Genomic DNA, 15,442 nt, shown 5'->3' with positions numbered 1-15,442 from the left:
AATGGGCGTTGCGATCGGTTGAAGGTCAGCCTTTAGCCATGAACTATGTTCAATATGGAGACTGCAGCGCTTTTGCTCTGCCGTCAACAGAAAAATGAACGACGTTCATACCGAATTGGGAGACGTTCCTTGAACGAGAAGAACGCCGACGCGGGAGCCGACCGCCGGACGCACCTGCGTGACCGGCTTATCGACATCGGGCAGGAGACGGTGGCGGCGCAGGGTCTCGCCGGACTTAAGGCGCGCGATCTCGCCGCCGCGGCGGGTTGCGCGCTCGGCGCGATCTATACCGCTTTTCACGACCTCGACGAGCTGATCCTGCGGGTCAACGCGCGCACCCTGGCGCGCCTGGAGGCCGCGCTCGACGCGGCGTTCGTGGACGCAGAGGCGGAGCAGGCGCTGGAAGCCATGGCGCGGGCCTATCTGAGCTTCGCAAGGAAAGACGAGCTGAGCTGGCGCGCGCTGTTCGAGCACCGATTGCCCCCTGGCGCGCCCGTGCCGGCCTGGTATGCGGACGCGCGCAACCGCCTGTTCGGTCGGTTGGACGCGCCGCTTGCGCAACTGCTGCCGGGCAGGGACGCGATGGCGCGCGCCGCGCTGGCGCGCACGCTGTTTTCGGCCGTGCACGGAGTCGTGGCGCTGGGGCTCGAGGAGAAGATCGCTGAGACCCCGCCAAAATTGCTGGATGAGCAGCTCGGCGTGCTGATCCGGCTTCTTGCGGCCGGACTGATGATGGAGTCGGCCCGCTTGCTTTGAGCCGCGCGAGCTGACATAGGCGCGCATGACTTTCATTCTGCTGTTTGCCGTAGCGACCTGGGCGGGCGCGCAGAATGCGCTTGCCGGCGGCGGCTCCTTCCTCACGCTTCCCACCCTGATGTTTACGGGCATGGACGCGCTGGCCGCCAATATCACGTCATGCGCGGCGCTGTTTCCGGCGCAGGTCGCGACCGGCTGGACCGGCCGCAAGCTTGCGAAGGGCGCCAATGGGCTTTCTCTCCGCACGCTGTTCGTGATCAGCATCGTCGGCGGCGCCGTCGGCGCGGCGGTGTTGCTTGGCACGCCGCGGGGGCTCTTCGCGCGTCTTGTGCCTTGGCTCGTGCTGTTTGCGACCGTGGTCTTCGCCTGGGGCAGTTTCTTTCGCAAATCAGGCGACACGCATAGGCATCTCAGCGCGCCGGGAGCGGCGCTGACGCAATTTCTGATTTCGGTTTACGGCGGCTATTTCGGCGGCGGCATCGGCTTTCTCATGGTCGCCGCGCTGACCATGGCCGGACAAGGCGTGCGCGTCGCCAGCGCCACCAAGAACGTATTGGCCGGCGTCATGAACGCCTCCGCCGTCGCGATCTTCCTGTTCTCGCCGGATCTGCACTGGCCGCAGGCGCTGGTGACGAGCGCGGGCGCGACGATCGGCGGCGTCGCCGGCGCCCGCCTGATCCATCACATCGACGAAAAAATCCTGCGCATCTTCATCATCGTGGTCGGCGCGGCGCTGACCGTCGGCCTCTTCCTCAGAGCGCCGTAATCCGGGCGCCCGACGCGTTCAGCGCGTCGTGGCCGCCCCGCCCGCCATCGCCTTTTCGATCTCGGGAATGAGCGTCGTCGCAATGGCGGAAGGCGTCAGCGGCCCCACGAATTTATAGGCGATCGTACCGTCGCCCTTGATCACGAACGTCTCCGGCACGCCATAGACGCCGAAGTCGATCGCCGTGCGGCCGGCAGGATCGACGCCGATGCGCGCGAAAGGATTGCCGCCCTCCTCAAGGAAACCTAAGGCCTTTGTCGTCTCATCCTTGTAGGAAAGCCCGTAGAGCTCGACGCCTTTGGCCTTGAGCGCTTGATCGCCGGCGATCGCCATGAGCGCCGAATGCTCCTGTCGGCAGGGTCCGCACCAGCTGGCGAAGACATTGACCAGGCTCACGTGACCCTTGCGCAAATCTTGCGTCGAGAGACCGGGAACGCCGGCCAGTCCTTCAAGCGCCGGCAGATCGAAAGCCGGCGCCGGCCTGCCGATCAGCGCCGAGGGGATGCGCGAAGCGTCGCCGGAGAAGAGCCGCACAAGGAAGACAAGCGCCAGCAGCGCGAAGAGCGCCAGCGGCAGAAAGCGCAGCGCCGAGCGCGGCGCGACGGCGTCGCTCACGCGCCCTCTCCTTCATCGCGCGCGCCAGCGGCGCCAAAGCGCGCCAGCGCCGAGCGCAGTCGGCGATAGTCGAGGACGATGCGCAAGGTCACGACGCCGAGCGTCGCGGCCGTCACGCCATAAGCGGCGGCGATGTAGAATCCGTGGCCGCTCATTCCGCCGCCTCCATGCTCTCATTGCCGGCGATTTCGCCGGCGCGGACGGCCTGCATCGACAAACGCGCGAGGCGCCGGCGCAGGATTTCGTTGCGGATCGCCATGATATGCAGCGTCGAAAACAGCAGCGTCGCGGCGAGCGCCATGACGATGAGCGGCCACAGCATCGATCCGGAGATCGCCGGTCCGTCAATGCGAAACACCGAGGCCGGTTGGTGCAAGGTGTTCCACCAATCGACCGAATATTTGATGATCGGGATGTCGATGGCGCCGACGAGCGTCATGATCGCCGCGATGCGCGCGCCGCGCGGCGTGTCGTCCATCGTCTGCCTTACGGCGATGAGACCGAGATAGAGAAGAAAAAGAACCAGCATCGAGGTGAGGCGCGCGTCCCACACCCAGAACGTCCCCCACATCGGCTTGCCCCAAAGCGAGCCCGTGACGAGGCAGATGAAGGTGAAGGCGGCGCCGAGGCTGGCGGCGGTTTTCTGCGCGGCGTCGGCGAGGGGATGACGCCACACCAGAACGCCGAGCGACGCCGAGGTCATCACGACATAGGCGAAGATGGCGAGCCAGGCGGACGGAACATGGATGTACATGATCCGGACGGTTTCGCCCTGCTGATAATCGGGCGGCGCCGTGAAGGCGCCGTAGAGCCCGATCACGAGCAGAAGCGCCGTGGCGCTTGAGAGCCACGGCAACGCGCGTTCTGCGAAACGCAGAAAGCGCGTTGGATTAGCGTAAGTGGACAGAAAGCTCATCGACCGCCGGAAACTCCCGCCGACCGTCTAAGCCCCACGGCCATCACCGTCAATTGGCGGCCTTGGACGGCGGCTTGGTCGTGTCCTTGGCGACCTCCTTGGTCTGTTCGGCGAGGATTTGCGCCCTCGGCTTGCCGTGCAGAAGTTCGACCGCCGCGTTGAGCTGCTTGTCCTTCGCCTCATCCGGCGGGACATAGGCCTGCGAGCCGGTCTTTTCCTCGTCGCCAGTCTTGAGATGGCCCTTCAGCGACGCTTCGCCCTTGGTGTCGTCCTTGCCTTTGAGCTCGTCCGGCACGTCCTGCAGGATGATCATGTCGGGATCAATGCCCTTGGCCTGGATCGTGCGGCCGGACGGCGTGTAATAGCGCGCCGTCGTCAGCCGCAGCGCGCCGCTGGAGCCGCCGAGCGGGATAATCGTCTGCACACTGCCCTTGCCGAAGGAGCGCGTTCCGATCAGCGTCGCGCGCTTGTGATCCTGCAAGGCGCCGGCGACGATTTCGGACGCCGAGGCCGAACCGCCGTTGATCAGCACGACGACGGGTTTGCCCTTCGACAGATCGCCGGAACCGCGGGCGTTGTAACGCTGGGTTTCATCGGCGTTGCGGCCGCGCGTCGACACGATCTCGCCCTTATCGATGAAGGAGTTGACGACCTGGATGGACTGGTCCAGCAAGCCGCCCGGATTGTTGCGCAGATCGAGGATGTAGCCTTTGAACTTGTCAGCGGGGATGTCCTGCTGCGCCTTGGCCATAGCGGTGCGCAAGCCTTCCGCGGTCTCTTCATTGAACTGCGAAATGCGGACATAGGCGATGTCGTCGCCCTGTTTACGCGAGCGGACGGATTTGATGTGGATCTCGGCGCGGACGAGCTTGACCTCGACCTTATCCTTGTTCTTGCCGCGGAACAGCGTCAGCTTGACAGGGGTGTTGATCGCGCCGCGCATTTTGTCGACGGCCTGATTGAGAGTCATGCCCTGCACGGTCTCGTCGTCGATGGCGCCGATGAGATCGCCGGACATGATCCCGGCGCGCGACGCCGGCGTGTCGTCGATCGGCGTGACGACCTTCACGAGTCCGTCTTCCTGCGTGACCTCGATGCCGAGGCCCCCGAACTTGCCCTCGGTCTGCGTCCGCATGTCCTTGAAGGCCTTGGCGTCAAGGTAGCTCGAATGCGGATCGAGCGAGGTCAGCATGCCATTGATGGCGTTTTCGACGAGCTTCTGCTCATCGGGCTTCTCGACATAGTCGGCGCGCACCTTGTCGAACACGTCGCCAAACAGGCTGAGATTCTTATAGGTGTCGGCGGAAGCGGCTTGAGCCGGAGCGCCGATGACGGCGCGCGCCTGCTGGCCAAGCGTGGCGCATCCCGCTCCAATTGCAATTCCTGTGGCGATAAGGGCTGTTTTGCGAATCATCCGCCGACCTTCCGACTGTCTGACTTTGCCCACCATGGGCCCGAGTCGATTGACGCTCCGTCCTTGCGGAACTCAACATAAAGAATGGGTTGTTTCGCGCCGATTGCGATGGTCGCCGCGGTTTGCGCGGCTCCGTCTCCCATGCTGGCAACCGGCTCACCTGCGAGAACGAACTGTCCCACGTTCACATTGGTGCGACTCATGCCGGCCAGGACCACATAATAACCGCCGCCGGCATTAATGATCAAGAGTTGTCCATAACTTCGGTAAGGCGCTGAAAAAGCGATCCATCCGTCGCAGGGGGCGATAACGACGCCGTTTTCGCGCGCCGCGATCGACAGGCCCTTCTCCTTGCCCCCAGAACCGTCGGGCGCGCCGAAACGCCGCACGACCGGTCCCGCGGCCGGCGCCGGCAGACGGCCTTTGAGATCGACGAAGGCGACGGCGGGCGCAAGCCGCGCCGGATCCTTGAACGGCGCAGACATTGCTTTGAGCCGCTCTCGCTCGGAAAGCCTTGCTTGAGCTTTGGCGCGCTCCTCGTCGGCCTTGCGCGCCGCCTCCGCCGCGCCCCGCGCCGCCGCGCTGTCCGCCTCCATGCGCGCGATCAGATCCTTGAGGCTTGTGGCGCGCTGCGCCAGCGCGCGCGCGCGCTCCGTCTCCGCCTGCAAGGCGCTCTGCGCGGTGGAAAGCGCGTCCTGACGTTCGGCGATCATCGGGGCGAGCCTTTCGCGCTGAGCGCTGAGGCTCGCTTGCTGCTCGGCGAGGCGTTCATGTTCACGCCGAACGCCATCGCGCACCTGCTCCAGTTCCGAGAGATCGCGCTGCAGCTGGCGCGCTTCGGCGCGCATTTGCGGCAGCAGGGCGCCGAGCGCGAGCGACGCCCGGACGGCCTCGAGAATCTCGTTCGGGCGCGCGATCAGCGCCGGCGGCGGCTTCCGGCCCATCCGCTGCAGGACGGTAAGAATCTCCATGATCAATCCGCGGCGGCTCTCGAGCGAATAGACGATCTTGCGCTCATTCTCGGTGAGCGCCGAAAGCCGCTCTTCGATCTCGGCCGCGCGCCCTTCCGTCTCCTGCAGCCGCAGCGTCGATTCGATGAGCGCGCCATTCAGTCGTTCGCGCGCGGCGGCGTGATCGACAAGCTGCTCTTCAAGTCGACGCGCGCGCTCCTGGGCGGCGCCCATCGTGTCCTCGACGCCGCGCAATTCTTGTTGCTTTGACGAGATGTCCTTTGCATCCGGACCTTGTTGTTCGGCATGCGCGGAAAATGCGAAAGAAATCGCAAAGAGCGCCGCAGAGATGAGCCCGCGCTCGGTGGCTTCGTTACCCGCCATGCTCGAAACGCTCATGTCCGTCCGCGGCATCAATTTCGCCCGGAGGCCGATATGCGCCGGGAATCGCGTCCACATTGCGGCAAAGCCCGGCGAGGATCGCGCGGGCGCGGCGCGAATCAACGAGCGCGTTGACCGATTCTGGCAGTCTGCGTCGCCAGTTCAAGCGTTCGCGATCGGTGCCGGGCAAATTGATCGCAAGCCTTTCCCCTGCAAGGTCATCGAGTTGCGCCATGGCGAGCAATGACGGCGTGCGCGCGATGAACGCATGAAGCGCCAGCGCCAATGCGTCGTCGAAGGCGCCGGATGAGCGGCGCCCATCGTCGATCAGTCCCTGCGCGCGAAGCGCGTCGAGAAGCGCGTCCTTTTCCGCGCAGCGCGCGGCGCGAGCAGTTTCGGCCGTGTCGGGCGCGATCAGCCCCAAGGCTTCCTTCTCGGCGATGTCCGCCGCCGCCCACCAGCCTTCGACCGTCGGTAAGTCATGCGTTGAAACGCAGGCCATGACTTTCTTCGGATAGAGCGTCGGCGGCGCGAAGTCCTCTCCCGAACGTTCAAACCATAGAACCCGGTAGCTCAGCACGTCGGCATGGGCGATGCGCTCGCGGAAGCCCCACGGCGCCGTGCCGAGATCTTCACCGACGACCACGCATTGCGCGCGTCGGCTTTCGAGCGCCAGTTGCCCCAGCAAGGTCTCGAACGGATAGCTGAGATAGGCGCCCACGCCAGGCTTTTCGCCGTCCGGAATGACGAAAAGCCGCGCCAGTCCCATGACGTGATCAATGCGCAGCGCGCCCGCATGGCGCATATTCGCGCGCAGCAGCTCCGCGAAATCGGCGCCGCCGCTTTTCTCCATGTCGATCGGATTTGGCGGCGGCAGTCCCCAATTCTGGCCCTCCCGACTGAAGGCGTCGGGCGGCGCGCCGATCGAGAAGCCGTCCACGAAACCGCCCGCGCGGCTCCAGCTCTCGGCGCCGTCGGGCGCTGCGCCGATGGCAAGGTCGCGGCAGAAGCCGAGCGACAGACCGGCTGCGCGCGCATCCTGCGCCGCATGTGCGAATTGCGCATCGGCGAGCCATTGCAGAAATTGGTGAAATTGGACGCGCGTCGCATATTCGCTCGCGAAGGCGGTCAACGCCGAATCGCGCGCATCGCGCAGCTCTTGCGGCCACATCCGCCAGCTTTGGCCGTTGCGCGCCTCGCTGACCGCCTCGAAGACGCAGAAACGCGCGAGCGCCGTCCCGTTTTCGGCGACGAAGCGCTGCAACGATGCGGCGGGCGCGGAGTCAGGCTGGCGGCGCAAGAGATCAAGGAAGACTGCGAAGGCGCGTTCGAGCGCCGCCATCTTCAGCGCATGAACCCCGGGATAGTCGACATCCGCGGCGGCGCTGAGAGCCGCCGCGGTCTTCTCGTCGAAATCAATCGGCGCGCCGAGCATGCGCCCCAGCTCAGCCACATCGATATAGAGCGGATCGAGGAAACGCCGGTCAGACGGATAATACGGACTGACGCGCGCGCGATCATGCGCAAACAAGGCGTGCAGCGGATTGATCGCGATGAGCGCCGCGCCCGCCTTGGCGCCGGCGCGCGCGAGTTCGCCAAGAGTCGAGAAGTCGCCGATCCCCTGATCGCCCTCGCGACGTATGGAATAGAGCTGCGCGGAGAGGCCGAATTCGCGGCACGCGTCGTGAGGCAGATAGCAGCCCGGCGGCGCGACGGTGAGCGCACAGCCTTCGCCATTGTCTAGCGAAAGATCATGACGACCGGCGGGAAGCGGGGGAAGACGCGCCTCGACGCCGTCGCAGCGCCGGCCATCCAATCCGCGCCATGTGACCGGCGCGGCGTTCTCCGCGCGAAGGGCGATACGGGAACAGCTTCCGTCTTCCCGCGTGACGACAATCCAGCTCGGCGTGCGTCCGTCGCGCGCGGCGAGCCGAAGCGTGAAGGACTTGCCTTCCTGCGCCGACAGACTCGTTGGCGGCACGCGTCTGTCGCGGAAATCCGAAAGCCGCGCGAGACTCTCGCGGGCGTCATTGAGCGTGCTGGCCGGAAAGCCCAATTGCGCCAGTAGCGCGCAAACCGTCTCGCGCGGGACGTCGTGCAGCGCGCCTTCGACGTCGCGCCATTGTCTTTCGACGCCTGCCGCCTCGGCGAGACGCGACAACATTTCCTGCGAAGCAGGCGCAATAGACCGGCGCGATGCGCGCCTTTCCTCGACGAGAAGCGCGACAGATCGCGGCGTCACGCGGAGGCTTCCTTGGACGTCTTCGTCCGCGCCGTCCTTCGCCGAATTAAACGCCAATGTCCAACCGTGATTGTCGCGAGCGGGGGGCGGGCGCACGATGATCTCGTCGGCGCCGCGATGCAGAATCACGAGAACGCGATCGTCTTCGGCATAAAGCGCGACGACAAGCGTTTGCGCCTCGCCGTCGCGCCAGTCCTCTTCACGCAGCGTCGCGCCGTCGGGACGCAGCCATTCGACATCGGGGATGAGCGAAGCGTCACGCGGCGCGCCGTCGAGAAAACGGTCTTCGCGCAATGCGCGATGGCGCTTGCGCAGCGCGATGAGCTTCGCCGTCGTGTCGATCATTACTTCGTCGGCGCGCGCCCAATCAATCCAGGAAAGCGCGTTGTCCTGCGCATAGGCGTTATTATTGCCGGACTGCGTCTTGCCCAGCTCCGAACCCATGGCGAACATCGGCGTTCCGCGAGAGAAAAGCAGCGTGGCGAGCAGATTGCGCGCATCTCGCGCGCGCGCCGCATGGATCGCGGCGTCTTCGCTCGCGCCTTCAACGCCATTGTTCCAGGAAAGATTATGGTCTGCGCCGTCGCGGTTCTCTTCGCCATTCGCTTCATTGTGCTTATGCGCGTAGGAAACGAGATCGCGCAAAGTGAAGCCGTCATGCGCCGTAATGAAATTGACGCTGCGTGACGGGCGCCTGCGCGCGAACAGGTCCTGCGAGCCGGCGAATCGCGTCGCGAGTTCGGCGACGCCGCAGGAGTCGCCGCGCCAGAAGCGTCGCGCGCCATCGCGATAGCGATCGTTCCATTCGGCGCAAGGCTCGGGAAAGTCTCCGAGACGATAGCCGCCCGGGCCCATATCCCAGGGTTCGGCGATGAGCTTTAAGTCCCGCAGCAAGGGGTCTTGCAGGATCGCGGTAAGCAATGGCGCGTCGCGATCAAACCCCAAGGGGCGACGCGCGAGCGTCGTCGCCAAATCAAAGCGAAAGCCGTCGACGCCGCCATAGAGCGCCCAGGCGCGCAGCGCATCCATGATGAGCCGCACGACAGGGGCGCGCCCGCAATCGAGAACATTGCCGCAGGCCGAGTCATTCACGTAACGCGCGCGGTCGTCGGAGAGTCGATAGTAGCTGGCGTTATCCAATCCTCGAAACGAGACTGTCGGACCGAATTCGTCGCCTTCGCCGGTATGGTTGAACACGACGTCGAGAATGACTTCGAGCCCGGAAGCGTGGAGCCTGTCGACAGCTTCCCGCACTTCGCGCCAACCGCCCGGCGCGAGTCGCGGGTCGGGCGCCATCATGGCGATGGGATTGTAGCCCCAGTAATTGGAAAGCCCGAGCGGCGGCAGGTGACGCTCCTCGATCCACGCCGCGCAAGGCAAAAGCTCCAGCGTCGTGACGCCGAGCCGCGTCAGATGTGCGACCGCAGCGTCATGCGCGAGACCGGCGAAGGTGCCGCGCAGATGTTGCGGAATGTCAGGATGCGTCGCGGTGAAGCCTTTGACGTGAAGCTCATAGATGACCGTATCGCGCCAGCGATGCTTTGGCCGCAGCGACTCCGCAGGGACTGGCTTCGTGACAATTGCTTTCGGCACATGCTGGGCGCTGTCGACGTGCGCCGTCTCGCCATAAGCGAATAGCGAAGGATGCAGCGTGAAGGCGCGATCGAACGCCAGCGCATAAGGATCGACGAGCAGTTTCGCCGACTTGAAGCGATGGCCGGCGTCTGGCGCGTCGGGTCCGTAAGCCCGAAAGCCATAGCGCTGGCCTTCTTTGAGGCCCTCGACATAGCCATGAAAAACGTCCCCGCTGCGCGCGGGCAATTTTATGCGGGCGAGCTCTTCGTCGGCGTCATCGAAGAGACAAAGCTCGATCGCCTCGGCGTGAGCGGAAAACACCGCGACATTCGCGCCGCTCGCGTCCAGCGTGACGCCAAGCGGCTCTGGAGTTCCGTCGGCGAGGCCACTCATGCCAACCGACCCTCTTCAAGTCCGTCATGCCCGCGCTTGTCGCGGGCATCCACGCGATCCGATCGGGCGAAATCATTCGAGGCGTTTCGCAGACTTGCGTCATTGCGCCGGATGACGGCGTGGATGGCCGGCACAAGGCCGGCCATGACGGGGAATTTGTGGGGCGTCACCCAGCTCTCGCGGCGACCGCGTCCTCAAAGAGCTTCGCGTAACGTCGCGCCGGATTGCGCCAGGAGACGTCCGTTCTCATGCCATTGACCTGAATCTTGCGCCACGTCTCCGCGTCGCCGAACAGCCGCTCGGCTTCGCGGAGCGTGAGGGCGAGCGCCTCGGCGGTCGTCGGCGAAAATTGCAGGCCGGTCGCGACGTCGGCCTGCAGCGCCATCTCATTGGCGTCGACGATCGTATCTTTCAGCCCGCCGACGCGCGAGACGATCGGCACGGCGCCGTAGCGTAGCGCATAGAGCTGCGTCAGTCCGCATGGCTCGAAGCGCGACGGCACGAGGAAGGCGTCGGCGCCCGCCTGGATCATATGCGCAAGCTCTTCGCTATAGCCGATATGAACGCCCACACGGCCCGGATGCGCCGCTTCGGCGGCCGCAAATCCCTCTTCAAGCGTCTTATCTCCAGCGCCGAGCAACGCAAGTTGCGCGCGCCCGCGCAGGAGCTGCGGCAAGACATCAAGCAGCAGGTCGAGACCTTTCTGCCAGGAGAGCCGGCTAACGACGCCGACAAGAAACGCGTCGGGGTCGACGCGCAGTCGCAGACGTTTCTGCAAAGCCGCCTTGTTCCTGGCGCGCGACGGCAGGCTCCAATGATCATAGCGCGTTCCGACATGCGCGTCGGTCGCGGGATCCCACGTCTCTTCATCGACGCCGTTCAATATGCCGCTCACGCGATCCGCGCGTGCGCGCAACAGGCCCTCGAGGCCCATGCCGAATTCCGGCGTCTCGATCTCGCGCGCATAGCTTGGCGACACCGTGGTGATGCGGTCCGCGAGCTGCAGGCCGGCCTTCAAGAAACCGATCGCGCCGTAATATTCGACGCCGTCGATATCGAACGCGTGCGGCGGCAGTCGCAAAGGCTGCAGCAGTTCTTTGGGAAATTGCCCCTGGAAGGCGATGTTGTGGATGCTGACGATCGTCGCCGGGCGCGGCCTGTCCGCATAATGCATATAGGCCGGCGCGAGCGCCGCCTGCCAGTCATGCGCGTGCACAACGTCGGGCGCAAATCCATCAAGCGCGCCGAGCCCGATCTGCGCGCCGGCCCAGGCGAGCGCCGCAAAGCGGAAGGCGTTGTCGGGATAATCGGCGCCATCCGGTCCTGTATAGAGTCCGCCTTCGCGCGCATAAAGATGTGGCGCGATGAGCGTATAGATCGCGAGTCCGTTATGGCGCGCCGCGTGAATCCAGGCCGGGCCGCCGAAGAGATCATCGAACTCAAGAACCGTTTCGCCCGCGCCCAGCGTGGCGATCACGTCGGGATACCCCGGAATGAGCGTGCGCAGCTCGATGTTTTCGGCGGCGAGCGCATGCGGCAGCGCGCCGACGACATCGGCGAGTCCGCCGGTCTTGACCAAAGGCGCCATTTCCGAAGCGATGGCCAGCGCGCGCAGCGAACTCATGCGCCGAGCCTGTCGATCATCGGCTGCGTGATGAGACAGATCCCGCCCTCGGTACGGCGGAAACGCGCGGCGTCGAACTCCGGGTCCTCCCCGACGATAAGGCCCTGCGGGATCTGCACGCCGCGGTCAACGACGACATTGGTGAGTCGCGCCGAGCGGCCGACATCGACATAAGGCAGGACGACGGCGTTCTCGACGGTCGCGTAGGAATTCACGCGCACGCCGGTAAAGAGCAGCGTTCGGCGCAGCGTCGAACCGGAAACGATGCAGCCGCCGGAGACGAGCGAGGACAGCGCCTGCCCGCGCCGTCCGACCTGATCATGCACGAATTTCGCCGGGGGCGTGATTTCGGCGTGTGTCCAGATCGGCCAATTGCGATCATAAAGATCAAGCTGCGGCGTGAAGTCAGTGAGATCGATATTGGCCGCCCAATAGGCGTCGACCGTGCCGACGTCGCGCCAATAGGCGTTGGGCTCGCTCGCCGCGCGCACGCAGGAGCGCTCGAAATGATGCGCGACCGCCCTGCCGTGCGAGACGATGTAGGGGATCACATCCTTGCCGAAGTCATGCGTCGAGAGCGTCTCAGCGGCGTCGCGGCGCAATTGCTCGTAGAGAAACTTCGCCTCGAAAACATAGATGCCCATGCTGACGAGCGCGCGGTCGGGATGTCCCGGCATCGGAGGCGGATCGCGCGGCTTTTCGATGAAGGAGATGATGCGGTCGCTGTCGTCGACATGCATGACGCCGAAACCGGACGCCTCGGCGCGCGGAACTTCAAGACAGCCGATCGTCACATCGGCGCCGGAATCCACATGCTGCTGCAGCATGGGCTCGTAATCCATCTTGTAGACGTGATCGCCCGCGAGCAGCACGATATATTTGGGATCATAGCTCTCGACGATGTCGAGGTTCTGATAGACGGCGTCCGCCGTGCCGAGATACCAATGGTCTTCCGAGACGCGCTGGCTTGCAGGCAGAATGTCGAAGCTCTCGTTACGCTCGGTGCGAAAGAAGCTCCAGCCGCGCTGCAAATGGCGGATGAGGCTGTGCGCCTTATATTGGGTCGCGACGCAAATGCGTCTGATGCCGGAGTTGAGCGCATTGGAGAGCGCGAAGTCGATGATGCGCGACTTGCCGCCGAAATAAACCGCGGGCTTAGCGCGCCTGTCGGTCAATTCCATCAGCCGCGCGCCGCGGCCGCCGGCGAGCACATAGGCCATGGCGTGGCGCGCCAGGGGCGGATTTTCAAAGGCGGACATCGCCAGTTCCCATCAGATCGATGACGCGGTGATCGCGCGAATGGGGCGCCTTCGCCCTCATGCTGAGGAGCCTGCGCAGCAGGCGTCTCGAAGCGCGAGGGCGAAGCTTGTCGCTCCTAAGGATTTCCTCGTCCTTCGAGACGGCCCTTTCGGGCCTCCTCAGGATGAGGAAATCTTTGCCCCTATCTTTTGAAGCGGACATCTTCATCGCCCTGCTCGATTCGATCTTCATTCTAATTCATCGCTTTCGAATGCGAAGAAGAGAGTCGAAAGCGGTGGCAGAAGAATATCGGCGCTCGCGGGAAAATCGCGGAACGCTTCGGCGCGCGCTTCGATGGCGCCGAGATTGCCCAGTCCCGAGCCGCCATAGACCGCAGCGTCGGAATTGACGAGTTCACGCCAGCGTCCCGCGCGCGGCAAGCCGAGCCGATAGGCGCTGCGCGTCACCGGCGTGAAATTCGTTACGACGACGATCGCGCGGGAACGATCCGCGCCAAAACGCGCGAAGGCGAATACCGAGCTCTCCGCGTCATCCGCGACGATCCACTGAAAGCCTTCGGCCTCGCAGTCGCGCGCATAGAGCGCTTCGTGATCGCGATAGATGCGGTTGAGGTCGCGAATGAACGCCTGAAGTCCCCGATGCGGGGGAAAATCGAGCAGGCGCCAGTCGAGGCTGCTCGCGAAATTCCACTCGCCCGTCTGACCAAACTCCTGGCCCATGAACAGGAGCTTCTTGCCCGGATGGCCCCACATGAATCCGTAATAGGCGCGGGCGGTCGCGAAGCGGCGCCATTCGTCGCCGGGAATCTTGCCGACGATCGCGCCCTTGCCGTGCACGACCTCGTCGTGGGAGATCGGCAGCACGAAATTCTCGGTGAAGGCGTAGAGCAGACCGAAGGTCAGCTCGTTATGACGCCATTTGCGATGGACGGGGTCGGATGAGAGATAGCGCAACGTATCGTTCATCCACCCCATGTTCCATTTGAAGCCGAAGCCGAGTCCGCCTGCATATGTCGGCCGCGTCACGCCGGACCAGGCGGTGGATTCCTCGGCGATGGTCACGACGCCGGGATAAAGCGCGTAGACGCGTTCATTGAACCTTTGAAGAAAGGCGACGGCGTCGCGATTGTCGTTGGAGCCGTCGGGATTGGGCGACCATTCGCCCGGCTTTCGCGAGTAGTCGAGATAGAGCATGGAGGCGACGGCGTCGACGCGCAGCCCGTCGATGTGGAAGCGATCGAGCCAATAGAGCGCGCTGGCGATGAGAAAATTCGCCACCTCGCGGCGCCCATAATCATAGATCGCGGTGTTCCAGTCGGGATGAAAACCGCGCTTGGGATCAGAATGCTCATAGAGCGGCCCGCCGTCGAATTGCGCGAGGCCATGTTCATCGGTCGGAAAATGCGCCGGAACCCAGTCGAGAATGACGCTGAGGCCCGCCTGATGCGCGCGGTCGATGAAGCGGCGAAAGCCATATGAGTCGCCGTGCCGCCGCGTCGGCGCGAAGAGCCCGATCGGCTGATAGCCCCAGGAGGCGTCGAGCGGATGCTCGTTGATCGGCATCAGCTCGATATGGGTGAAGCCGAGATCGGCGACATAGGGCACGAGCTGTTCGGCGAGTTCGTCATAAGTCAGAAAGCGCCCATCCTCGCCGCGCCGCCACGACGGCAGATGCACTTCATAGACCGACATGGGCGAACGTCGCGGGTCAACTTCAGCGCGCGCGCGCATGTGAATCTCGTCGCCCCAGTGATAGGGCGCGTTCGAGGCGACGACGGACGCCGTCGAGGGGCGCAGCTCCGCCTCGAAGCCGAGCGGGTCGGCTTTGAGCGGCAAGAGCTCGCCATGCCGCCCGATGATTTCATATTTGTAATTCGCGCCCGCCCCAACGCCGGGAACGAAGATCTCCCAGACGCCGCTGTCGATCCGCTTGCGCATCTGCGCGCGTCGCCCATCCCATTGGTTGAAGTCGCCGACGACGGAGACGCGTCTGGCGTTCGGCGCCCAGACGGCGAAATGCGTTCCTTCGACGCTCTCATGCGTCAGCACATGCGCGCCGAGCTTGTCATAGAGCTTCTGATGCGCGCCTTCGACGAGCAGATGATCGTCTGTGGGACCGAGCACCGGGGACAAGGCGTAAGGGTCGGCGAATTCCCATCGCGCCGCGTCGTTCGAGGCGCGCAGGCGATACGGCGCGCGCGCCTTCAGCGGCGTCACCCCTTCGAAGAAGCCATCGGCGTGAACGCGACCCAGCGGCGCGATCCTGGCGCCGTCGGGCGCAATCGCCTCCACGCTCGTCGCGCCTGGAACGAACGCGCGGATCACGTAGCCTGCGGGCGTTTCATGCAGGCCGAGCACGGCGAACGGGTCGCCATGACGCGCGCCGAGGATGGCGTCGATGTCGTCTGCGGAAGCGCGCCAGTCGGCATTTGTCATTTTGTTCATTCAAGCGAGCCCCCCTTCTCCCGCTTGCGGGAGAAGGTGTCATGCGAAGCATGACGGATGAGGGAAATTGCAAGCGCCCTCACCCGACCCGGCTTCGCCGGGCCAC

The 15,442-nt window shown here is 64.5% G+C and carries 11 protein-coding genes; 2 read left to right on the top strand and 9 right to left on the bottom strand.

The window, feature by feature from the left end:
• The first annotated feature begins 129 nt into the window (after window positions 1-129).
• Window positions 130-756 carry a TetR-like C-terminal domain-containing protein gene (locus IYW40_RS14880; RefSeq protein WP_196401112.1) on the top strand — a complete coding sequence of 209 codons (627 nt, stop codon included), beginning with the start codon at window positions 130-132 and terminating at the stop codon, window positions 754-756.
• A 25-nt stretch (window positions 757-781) separates the two neighbouring features.
• Window positions 782-1,522, top strand: coding sequence for a sulfite exporter TauE/SafE family protein (locus IYW40_RS14875; protein ID WP_196401111.1), 741 nt, complete (start codon window positions 782-784; stop codon window positions 1,520-1,522).
• Between the two features lie 18 nt (window positions 1,523-1,540).
• Here the strand turns inward: IYW40_RS14875 and IYW40_RS14870 are convergent, their stop codons facing one another.
• From IYW40_RS14870 to glgB, 9 genes are all read right to left on the bottom strand, one after another.
• The gene (locus IYW40_RS14870) at window positions 1,541-2,137 is read right to left on the bottom strand and encodes a DsbE family thiol:disulfide interchange protein (protein WP_196401110.1); all 597 of its coding nucleotides are present in this window, start codon (window positions 2,135-2,137) and stop codon (window positions 1,541-1,543) included.
• A complete protein-coding gene (ccmD, locus tag IYW40_RS14865) occupies window positions 2,134-2,292 on the bottom strand; it encodes a heme exporter protein CcmD (RefSeq protein WP_196401109.1) in 159 nt (52 codons plus the stop codon). Before ccmD ends, IYW40_RS14870 begins: the two co-directional genes overlap by 4 nt.
• The gene (locus tag IYW40_RS14860; protein ID WP_196401108.1) at window positions 2,289-3,053 is read right to left on the bottom strand and encodes a heme ABC transporter permease; all 765 of its coding nucleotides are present in this window, start codon (window positions 3,051-3,053) and stop codon (window positions 2,289-2,291) included. Before IYW40_RS14860 ends, ccmD begins: the two co-directional genes overlap by 4 nt.
• A gap of 49 nt (window positions 3,054-3,102) precedes the next feature.
• On the bottom strand, window positions 3,103-4,467 hold the full coding sequence (locus IYW40_RS14855) for a S41 family peptidase (RefSeq protein ID WP_196401107.1): 1,365 nt from the start codon (window positions 4,465-4,467) through the stop codon (window positions 3,103-3,105).
• Complete coding sequence (locus IYW40_RS14850) at window positions 4,464-5,816, bottom strand: peptidoglycan DD-metalloendopeptidase family protein (protein WP_246720828.1); 1,353 nt, start codon at window positions 5,814-5,816, stop codon at window positions 4,464-4,466. Before IYW40_RS14850 ends, IYW40_RS14855 begins: the two co-directional genes overlap by 4 nt.
• On the bottom strand, window positions 5,791-10,008 hold the full coding sequence (gene glgX, locus IYW40_RS14845) for a glycogen debranching protein GlgX (protein ID WP_196401105.1): 4,218 nt from the start codon (window positions 10,006-10,008) through the stop codon (window positions 5,791-5,793). The genes IYW40_RS14850 and glgX overlap by 26 nt, the downstream gene beginning before the upstream one ends.
• A 166-nt stretch (window positions 10,009-10,174) precedes the next feature.
• The gene (gene glgA, locus IYW40_RS14840; RefSeq protein WP_196401104.1) at window positions 10,175-11,632 is read right to left on the bottom strand and encodes a glycogen synthase GlgA; all 1,458 of its coding nucleotides are present in this window, start codon (window positions 11,630-11,632) and stop codon (window positions 10,175-10,177) included.
• Window positions 11,629-12,891, bottom strand: coding sequence for a glucose-1-phosphate adenylyltransferase (gene glgC / locus IYW40_RS14835; RefSeq protein WP_196401103.1), 1,263 nt, complete (start codon window positions 12,889-12,891; stop codon window positions 11,629-11,631). Before glgC ends, glgA begins: the two co-directional genes overlap by 4 nt.
• A 228-nt stretch (window positions 12,892-13,119) precedes the next feature.
• The gene (glgB, locus tag IYW40_RS14830; RefSeq protein ID WP_196401413.1) at window positions 13,120-15,327 is read right to left on the bottom strand and encodes a 1,4-alpha-glucan branching protein GlgB; all 2,208 of its coding nucleotides are present in this window, start codon (window positions 15,325-15,327) and stop codon (window positions 13,120-13,122) included.
• Window positions 15,328-15,442: the final 115 nt, after the last annotated feature.

Origin of the sequence: Methylocystis sp. H4A (genome assembly GCF_015709545.1) — a bacterium.
Classification (GTDB): domain Bacteria; phylum Pseudomonadota; class Alphaproteobacteria; order Rhizobiales; family Beijerinckiaceae; genus Methylocystis; species Methylocystis silviterrae.
Note: the sequence above shows the minus strand (reverse complement) of the source record. Positions and strands in the feature narration are given on the sequence as shown.

Coding starts and splice junctions, on each gene's coding strand:
- glgX (WP_196401105.1), bottom strand. CDS start 10,008: ATGAGTGGCCTCGCCGACGGAACTCCAGAGCCGCTTGGCGTCACGCTG.
- IYW40_RS14860 (WP_196401108.1), bottom strand. CDS start 3,053: ATGAGCTTTCTGTCCACTTACGCTAATCCAACGCGCTTTCTGCGTTTC.
- glgC (WP_196401103.1), bottom strand. CDS start 12,891: ATGTCCGCCTTTGAAAATCCGCCCCTGGCGCGCCACGCCATGGCCTAT.
- IYW40_RS14850 (WP_246720828.1), bottom strand. CDS start 5,816: ATGAGCGTTTCGAGCATGGCGGGTAACGAAGCCACCGAGCGCGGGCTC.
- IYW40_RS14855 (WP_196401107.1), bottom strand. CDS start 4,467: ATGATTCGCAAAACAGCCCTTATCGCCACAGGAATTGCAATTGGAGCG.
- IYW40_RS14875 (WP_196401111.1), top strand. CDS start 782: ATGACTTTCATTCTGCTGTTTGCCGTAGCGACCTGGGCGGGCGCGCAG.
- glgA (WP_196401104.1), bottom strand. CDS start 11,632: ATGAGTTCGCTGCGCGCGCTGGCCATCGCTTCGGAAATGGCGCCTTTG.
- glgB (WP_196401413.1), bottom strand. CDS start 15,327: ATGACAAATGCCGACTGGCGCGCTTCCGCAGACGACATCGACGCCATC.
- ccmD (WP_196401109.1), bottom strand. CDS start 2,292: ATGAGCGGCCACGGATTCTACATCGCCGCCGCTTATGGCGTGACGGCC.